The following is a 7,817-nucleotide window of genomic DNA, read 5'->3' on the forward strand; positions in this document are numbered from 1 at the left end:
CATCTGCGCCGGCGCCAATGAAAACGGGCGCCGAAGCGCCCGTCTCTTCAATCTTCCATCCAGCGCGAGCGCTGCGCGGCTTTACGCTTTCACGCGCGCCGCCAGTTCCGCCACCGCTTCGCGGCGACCGGCGATCAGCGGATACACCACGCCCGCGATCACGGCGCCGATGATCGGCGCGACCCAGAACAGCCACAGCTGCGAGATCGCCTCGCCGCCGACGAAGAGCGCCGGGCCGGTCGAGCGCGCCGGGTTCACCGAAGTATTGGTGACCGGAATCGAGATCAGGTGGATGAGCGTCAGGCACAGGCCGATGGCGATCGGCGCGAAGCCGGCCGGTGCGCGCACGTCGGTTGCGCCCAGAATCACGAAGAGGAAGAACGCCGTCATCACGACTTCGCAGACGAACGCCGCGGCGAGCGTGTAGTGGCCAGGCGAGTGGTCGCCGTAGCCGTTGGTGGCGAAGCCGCTGGCGACCAGATCGAAGCCAGGCTTGCCGGAGGCGATGCACGCGAGCACGGCCGCGCCGATCACCGCGCCAATCACCTGCGCGACGATGTACGGCAGCAGGTCGCGCGCCGGGAAGCGGCCCGCCACGGTGAGGCCGACGCTGACCGCCGGATTCAGGTGGCAGCCCGAGATATGGCCGATGGCGAAGGCCATGGTGAGCACGGTCAGGCCGAAGGCGAACGCCACGCCCACGAAACCGATGCCGAGGCCGTGAACGGGCCCCGCGAAGTTGGCGGCGAGCACCGCGCTGCCGCAGCCGCCGAGTACCAGCCAGAAAGTGCCGAACATTTCGGCCATAAGTCGTTTGGACAAGTGCATGGTTAGACGCCTCGAAAAGTCATTTGACGGGCGCCGAATAAAGCACCGGCACCGGGAAATGCCAGATTCTAGGGAGTCGCGAAAAGCACGGGTGTCAAGGATTGTCAATTCCGATGTAATTGTTCTCATTATTGCGCGGGATGCGTTCCGAATTCCGGAATCGGCATTGCGTCCTTAATTAGAGAAATATCGGTATAAAACCGTATTAGCAGCGATTGCTTATTCTCTTATTTACGTCTAATCTGCGATCGAGTCAGTCAGTTAGATCGACAATGAAGGGGGGAGGAAAAAATGTCACAATATTCAGAACTCAAGGCACAGATCGCTCGACTTCAGGCCCAGGCCGATGAAGCCCGGCGCACTGAAATCGCGGATGTCATCGCCATGATCCGCGAGAAAATCGCCGAATATGGATTGTCGGCCCAGGACCTGGGCTTCGCCGTGGCGGTCGCCGCCCGGCGCGGACGCCCGCCCAAGAAGGCGCCGCTGCCGCCGCGCTATCAGGATCCCAAAAGCGGCGCGACCTGGAGCGGTCGCGGCAAGCCGCCCAAATGGATAGCGGGCAAAAATCGCGAACGCTATCTGATCGCCTGACGAATCCAGATAAAAAAAGAGCCGCATGACTTATGCGGCTCTTTTCATAAACAAAGCGTAATTGCGCGATTACTGCGTGCGCAAACGATTCACATTGCCCATTTGTGGTGCTTTTATCTCAGGAATGCCGGATTATTGCATCCGGCATACGCACCTGACTTTCATTCAGCGATCTCAGGCACCCGCCGCAACCCGGCGCAGCACAGGGCGCTGGGCCGCCTCGATCAACGCCGAATAGCTTTCGACATAATTACTGGCCATGATGTGCGAAGTGAAACGATGCTCGAATTGCGCGCGAATCGCTTCACGCGAAAGCGAATCGATATTCTGCAGCGCTGCCACGGCGCCCTGAACGTCTTCGCAGATGAAGCCAGTCACGCCCGGATCGATCACTTCGGGCACCGATCCCCGATTGAACGCGACCACCGGCGTGCCACAGGCCATCGCCTCGATCATCACGAGGCCGAACGGCTCGGACCAGTCGATCGGGAACAGCAGCGCCTTCGCGCCCGAAAGGAACTCGGGTTTTTGCGCCTCGTTGATCTCGCCGATAAACTCCACGTGCGCCATCGACAGCAGCGGCTCGATCTCGTTCTTGAAGTAGTCCTGGTCGACCTTGTCCACCTTGGCGGCGATCTTCAGCGGCAGACCCGACAGCGCGGCGATCTTGATCGCCGTGTCCACGCGCTTTTCCGGGCAGATACGGCCAAGGAACGCGAGGTATTCGGGCTTCTTGTCCGTGCGCGGCGTGAGCAGATCCTTCGGCAGGCCGTGATAGATCGTGTTGAGCCAGTTGGCCTGCGCCAGCGGCTGGCGCTGCGAATCCGAAATCGAAATCACCGGCGCCTGCGGGAACGAGTCGAACACCGGCTGCAGTTCCGGCAGATCCAGACGGCCGTGCAGCGTCGTCACGAACGGCGTGTCGAGCGTCGAAAACAGCGGGAACGGCAGATAGTCCAGGTGAAAGTGCAGCACGTCGAACTCATGCGCCATGCGGCGCACGCGCTCCAGCAGGACGATGTGCGGCGCCAGTGCGTCGCGGATCGTCGGGTCGAGGCGCAAGGCGCGCGGCCAGGCGGCCTCCAGATTTGCCGAGGTGACCGAATCGCCGCTGGCGAACAGCGTCACCTCGTGGCCTTGATCAACCAGCGCTTCGGTCAGATAGGACACGACGCGCTCGGTGCCGCCGTAGAGTTTCGGCGGGACGGCTTCGTAAAGTGGCGCAATTTGTGCGATTCGCATGGGCTTGATCTCCTTGGCAAAAACCGCGTGTGACGACAACGACAATCCATTGGAAGACGTAGGCACTGCGGTATCGGGTTATCCCTGACTTCGATTATGGACGTCTGAATCTGTGTGACGAGCTGTTTTGCAAACGCTTAATGTTGTTACAGCGGGATACACCGGCTGTAAGCGGGCGTTGCAAGACGTGACGCGCCTGGGCGCAAACGCTACGCAATTCATGTGCCCACTTCTGTTAATGGATTCGACCCCTGCAAATGTTTTGTTTTGAACGCTTTGCAGTTTGTTACGCCCGCGTGAAAAGCCTTTTATAATCTGCTGAAGATTAGTCCGATATGCCTTCGGCATTAATCCCTCAGCCTCCCTCCATCCTTTTCTACCGATTGTCAGAAAAATTCCTACACGAAAAGGGAAGTTTTTCTTGCATCGCGTCGCGGCTTCCTTCCGATTTTCTTTTGCGAGTGCGCTCGCCACAATGCAGGCACGACCACTAAACGGGCCGTTTGCTTCGCCGTGCGCCATTTCGCACTCCAATTGACGGGCAAACGTTTCCGTATCAGGCCTGACCAGCCGCTACGTTTCGAATTCGGGGGAATCCATGAGCGCGACGACGCCAAGCGACATGCTCAGCGAGATCAAGGAAGTCAATCTGTCGTACCTGTTGCTCGCACAACGACTGCTGCGCGAGGACCGTCCGACCGGCATGTTCCGCATGGGCATTTCCGCCCAGCTGGCGGACGTGCTGGCCAATCTCACGTTCGCGCAGACCGCGCGTCTTGCCGCATCCAACCAGCTGCTTTGCCGCTTCCGCTTCGACGACCACGCCATCCTGGGCGCGCTCGCCGACAAGGGCAAATCCGCGCAGACCCATTCCGCCATCCTGATGGCCGGCCAAAGCGTCGAGCAGGTCGGCTGACGCCTTCGGGCGTGCGCGCCTTCACCAACGTCCGCATGCGGACCGACTAGCGGGTCGATGCGGGAGCCTGATGGCGACAAAAAGTGTGGTGCTTGAGGTCAAGGAGATCGCGCTCGCGATCGAGCTGATCGAACTGGGTGCGCGGCTGCAACTGCTCGAGGCGGAACTCTCGCTCTCGCGCGACCGCCTCATCCGGCTATACAAGGAAGTGAAGGGCGAATCGCCGCCCAAGGGCATGCTGCCGTTCTCGACCGACTGGTTCATGACGTGGCAGCCCAACGTGCACTCCTCGCTGTTCTACAACACGTATCTGTTCATGAGCGGGCAGGGCCGCTGCGACCCGATCCGCGCGATCGTGAAGAGCTACCGGCTCTATCTCGAACACGTGCGCATCCAGGAGGACGAGCCCGCGCTGAGCCTCACGCGCGCCTGGACGCTGGTGCGTTATTTCGCCTCGGGGCTGTTGCAGATGACGCGCTGCACGCGTTGCGGCGGGCGCTTCGTCGCGCACGCCCACGAGCCGCAGCGCTATTACGTGTGCGGTTTGTGCCAGCCGCCCTCGCGCGCCGGACGCACGCGCCGCAGCGCCGCCGAGCCCTGCGCGGCACCGCTCGCCGCGCCGCCGTTCACGCAGTAAATGGCGACAGATTGACGTGCAATCTGTGTGGCATTCCGCAGATGAAATGCCCGTCGCTTGCCATGCGCCGCGACCGCGCGGCAAGCGTTTGCGACCCGGCCCTGCTTTAGATCAAGCGCTCGGGCCGTCCCCCCATCGAATCCCAAAGTTTTTCGCGTCTGTGCCGTAAACCCATCTAAGGGCGCGGGCCGTGGCGGCTCGCAGCGCAATCTTCTCCAGTGAGGACCCGTCTGTGCTGATTATCGTTGGAACTCTCGTGACGCTCGTTTGCGTCTTCGGCGGTTATGCCATGGAGGGCGGCCACCTTGGCGCTCTTATGCAGCCGGTCGAAGTGCTGATGATCGCCGGGGCCGGACTCGGCGCGTTCATCCTCGGCAATGGCATGAAGACGATCAAGGCAACGCTGCGCGTCCTTCCGGCTCTGTTCAAGGGCTCGAAGTACAGCAAGGAGGTCTACATGGAGCTGCTCGCGCTGCTCTATGTCCTGCTCGCGAAAGCGCGCAAGGAAGGCACCCTGACGCTGGAAGCCGATATCGACGACCCGCAGAAAAGCCCGATCTTCACGCAGTACCCGAAGATCCTGGCTGACCATCACATCGTCGAATTCCTCACCGACTACCTGCGTCTGATGGTGGGCGGCAACATGAATGCGTTCGAAATCGAAAGCCTCATGGACGAGGAAATCGAAACCCATCACGCCGAAGGCGAAGCGCCCGCGCATGCGCTCTCGAAAGTGGGCGACGCGATGCCGGCGTTCGGTATCGTTGCCGCGGTGATGGGCGTGGTGCACACGATGGCGTCGGCGGACAAGCCGCCTGCGGTGCTCGGCGAGATGATCGCCCAGGCGCTGGTCGGCACCTTCCTCGGCATTCTGCTTTCGTACGGTCTGATCGGCCCGCTCGCCTCGCTCGCCGAGCAGCGCGTGACCGAGTCCACCAAGATGTTCCAGTGCATCAAGGTGACGATTCTCGCGAGCCTGAACGGCTACGCGCCGGCCATTGCCGTCGAATTCGGCCGCAAGGTGCTGTTCTCGACCGAGCGTCCGTCGTTCTCGGAACTCGAAGAGCACGTGCGCCGCGTGAAGGCGAAGTAAGGGCCGCGCCATGAGCAACAACAAGGACCGCGCCATCGTCGTCAAGCGCGCCGCCCCCAAAAAGGGCGGTCACCACGGCGGCGCATGGAAGCTCGCCTACGCGGACTTCATGACCGCGATGATGGCGTTCTTCCTGCTGATGTGGCTGCTGAGCTCGGCCTCCACGGTGCAGTTGAAGGGCATCGCCGATTACTTCAACCAGCCGCTGAAGGTCACGCTCTGGGGCGGCGACCGCAGCGCGGAAGATTCGTCGATCGTGAAGGGCGGCGGGCGCGACATCTCCTCGCAGGAAGACGGCATTACGCGTCGCAGCGACGGCATGACCGAGCGCACGGACCGCAGCAGCATCAAGCACAACGACGACGAAGCGACCAAGCAGACGCAAGGCTCGCTCGAACGCAAGGAGGAAGTGCGCCTGCACGACCTGCAGGTCAAGCTGATGGCCGCGATCGAAGCGAACCCGGTGCTGCGCCAGTTCAAGCAGCAGATCCGCGTCGACTCGACGCTGCAAGGCTTGCGCATCGAAATCGTCGACTCGCAGAAGCGCCCGATGTTCGCGACGGCGCGCGATGTGGTCGAGCCGTATATGCGCGACATCCTGCAGGCGATCGGCAAGACGCTCAACGACGTGCCCAACCGCATCGTCGTGCAGGGTCACACCGACGCCGTGCCGTACGCAGGCGGCGAGAGCGGCTACAGCAACTGGGAACTCTCCGCCGACCGCGCGAACGCCTCGCGTCGCGAGCTGATCGCAGGCGGCATGGACGAATCGAAGGTGCTGCGCGTGCTGGGCCTCGCCTCCACGCAGAACCTGAACAAGGCCGATCCGCTCGATCCGGAAAACCGCCGGATCAGCATCATCGTGCTCAACAAGAAGTCGGAAGACGCTCTGGAGCACGACGACTCCACGGCCACCACGCTCTCGGACGATGCCGCGGGTTCGGGCAAGTCGCTGTTGCCCGCGATCTCGGGCGGCGGCGCGCCTGCCACGTCGGCAGCGCCGGGTGCGGCTGCATCGAACGTGACGCAGGCGCCGCCGGGCGTGGCGCCGGTTGCGCCTGCGGGCGTGAAGCTCGCGCCGGTGGGGGCGGGCGTGGCGCTCACCATTCCCGGTAAGCCCACCGCGCCGTAAGGCGAGAGGCGAAGGGCAGAGCGGCGAGCGAAGTAACGAAAAGCGCGAACGAGGAACGGATGATCAGAAATATTCTGGCGATCGACGATTCGGCGTCCATGCGGGAGATCCTGTGTGCGGCGCTCGGCTCGGCGGGTTACGAAGTGACGACGGCCAACGACGGCGAAGACGGGCTTGAGCATGCGCTCGCGCAGCGCTTCGATCTGGTGCTGACCGATCTGTACATGCCGCGCATGAGCGGGCTCGACCTGATCAAGCGCCTGCGCGCCAACCCGTCGTACCAGGAAACGCCCATCCTCGTGCTGACCACGGAATCGGACGAAGGCTTCAAGGCAGCCGTGCGCGAAGCGGGCGCGACTGGCTGGATCGAAAAACCGGTGGATCCCGAACTGCTCGTCGATCTGGCGAGCGCGCTCGGCGAAACGCAACCATGACATCAGGCGCCCTGCGGTAGACCGCACGCAGATCCTGCCCCTGCACTGACGTCAGTGCATGGACCAGGACCCGGAAGCGGAACCAGTGGCGCGCCCCCCACGCATTAATCGCGGTGAAAGAGCAATGACTCTCGACATCACTCAGTTCTACCAGACGTTTTTCGACGAGGCGGACGAGCTGCTCGCGCAGATGGAGCAGCTTCTCCTGAACCTGAACGTCGGCCAGCCCGATCCTGAGGATCTGGCGGCGATCTTCCGTGCGGCACACTCGATCAAGGGTGGCGCGGCGACGTTCGGCTTCACGGCGCTCACCGAAACGACCCACGTGCTCGAATCGCTGCTCGACCGCGCGCGCAACAACGAAATCGTGTTGCGCACGGACATGGTCGACGTGTTCCTCGAAACCAAGGACGTGCTGTCCGACCAGCTCGCGGCCTACCGCGCCAGCGCGGAACCGGACGCAGCGACGGCCGCCGCCATGCGCGCGAAACTCGAACGCCTGAACGCGGAAAGCTCGGGCGTGCCGGCGGCTGCCGTTGCGGCCGCGCCGGAAATGGCGCCCGCACCGGCGCCGATCGTGCCGATTCCCGCGCCCGTGATGGCGTCGTCCGCACCGGCGATGGACTCGGAAGAGGATCTCGAAGCCGCCTTCGAAGCGCATCGCGTGACCTCGTTCGTGACCAGCGCACCGGCTGCGGCCGCGCATGTGCCCGAACATGTTGTCGACGAAGCGCTGGCCGCCGCACCCGCACCGGGCACGGAAGCCGGCGCCGCTGGCGCGGCCGAAGGCCCGCATCTGCGCATCACGCTGCGCCGCGTGGGCGCGAAGGACCAGGAACTGCTCGCCGAAGAACTGGGCAACCTGGGCCGCATCCTCGGCCAGGTGAAGGCCGGCGACGACCTCACGCTGTGGCTTGAAACCGATGTGCCCTCGGACGACA

The 7,817-nt window shown here is 63.0% G+C and carries 9 protein-coding genes; 7 read left to right on the top strand and 2 right to left on the bottom strand.

What is annotated here, in order from left to right; translation table 11 throughout:
• Window positions 1-81: 81 nt before the first annotated feature.
• Window positions 82-828 (bottom strand): aquaporin Z, encoded by a 747-nt coding sequence (gene aqpZ, locus F3J17_RS22370; RefSeq protein WP_167063855.1) that lies wholly within the window; start codon window positions 826-828, stop codon window positions 82-84.
• A gap of 291 nt (window positions 829-1,119) precedes the next feature.
• Between aqpZ and F3J17_RS22375 the strand changes: the two genes are divergently transcribed.
• Window positions 1,120-1,422, top strand: coding sequence for an H-NS histone family protein (locus tag F3J17_RS22375; protein ID WP_167063858.1), 303 nt, complete (start codon window positions 1,120-1,122; stop codon window positions 1,420-1,422).
• A gap of 174 nt (window positions 1,423-1,596) precedes the next feature.
• Here the strand turns inward: F3J17_RS22375 and F3J17_RS22380 are convergent, their stop codons facing one another.
• Window positions 1,597-2,664, bottom strand: coding sequence for a glycosyltransferase family 4 protein (locus F3J17_RS22380; RefSeq protein WP_167063861.1), 1,068 nt, complete (start codon window positions 2,662-2,664; stop codon window positions 1,597-1,599).
• Window positions 2,665-3,262: 598 nt separating this feature from the next.
• Here F3J17_RS22380 and flhD point away from each other — a divergent pair.
• From flhD to F3J17_RS22410, 6 genes are all read left to right on the top strand, one after another.
• The gene (flhD, locus tag F3J17_RS22385; RefSeq protein ID WP_027816039.1) at window positions 3,263-3,580 is read left to right on the top strand and encodes a flagellar transcriptional regulator FlhD; all 318 of its coding nucleotides are present in this window, start codon (window positions 3,263-3,265) and stop codon (window positions 3,578-3,580) included.
• Window positions 3,581-3,650: 70 nt separating this feature from the next.
• Window positions 3,651-4,217 (top strand): flagellar transcriptional regulator FlhC, encoded by a 567-nt coding sequence (flhC, locus tag F3J17_RS22390; protein ID WP_167063864.1) that lies wholly within the window; start codon window positions 3,651-3,653, stop codon window positions 4,215-4,217.
• 232 nt (window positions 4,218-4,449) lie between these two features.
• Entirely contained in the window at window positions 4,450-5,310 is an 861-nt protein-coding gene (motA, locus tag F3J17_RS22395; RefSeq protein WP_027816040.1) for a flagellar motor stator protein MotA, read from the top strand.
• Window positions 5,311-5,320: 10 nt separating this feature from the next.
• A complete protein-coding gene (motB, locus tag F3J17_RS22400) occupies window positions 5,321-6,442 on the top strand; it encodes a flagellar motor protein MotB (protein WP_167063868.1) in 1,122 nt (373 codons plus the stop codon).
• Between the two features lie 59 nt (window positions 6,443-6,501).
• Entirely contained in the window at window positions 6,502-6,876 is a 375-nt protein-coding gene (locus F3J17_RS22405) for a response regulator (protein WP_167063871.1), read from the top strand.
• Between the two features lie 124 nt (window positions 6,877-7,000).
• On the top strand, window positions 7,001-7,817 hold an 817-nt coding region (locus tag F3J17_RS22410), incomplete at its 3' end, for an Hpt domain-containing protein (protein ID WP_205194907.1).

This window comes from Burkholderia sp. Ax-1719 (assembly GCF_011753055.1).
GTDB lineage: Bacteria > Pseudomonadota > Gammaproteobacteria > Burkholderiales > Burkholderiaceae > Paraburkholderia.

Excerpts from the sequence above, each read along its gene's own strand:
- aqpZ (WP_167063855.1), bottom strand. The coding sequence starts at position 828 with ATGCACTTGTCCAAACGACTTATGGCCGAAATGTTCGGCACTTTCTGG.
- F3J17_RS22375 (WP_167063858.1), top strand. The coding sequence starts at position 1,120 with ATGTCACAATATTCAGAACTCAAGGCACAGATCGCTCGACTTCAGGCC.
- F3J17_RS22380 (WP_167063861.1), bottom strand. The coding sequence starts at position 2,664 with ATGCGAATCGCACAAATTGCGCCACTTTACGAAGCCGTCCCGCCGAAA.
- flhD (WP_027816039.1), top strand. The coding sequence starts at position 3,263 with ATGAGCGCGACGACGCCAAGCGACATGCTCAGCGAGATCAAGGAAGTC.
- flhC (WP_167063864.1), top strand. The coding sequence starts at position 3,651 with ATGGCGACAAAAAGTGTGGTGCTTGAGGTCAAGGAGATCGCGCTCGCG.
- motB (WP_167063868.1), top strand. The coding sequence starts at position 5,321 with ATGAGCAACAACAAGGACCGCGCCATCGTCGTCAAGCGCGCCGCCCCC.
- F3J17_RS22405 (WP_167063871.1), top strand. The coding sequence starts at position 6,502 with ATGATCAGAAATATTCTGGCGATCGACGATTCGGCGTCCATGCGGGAG.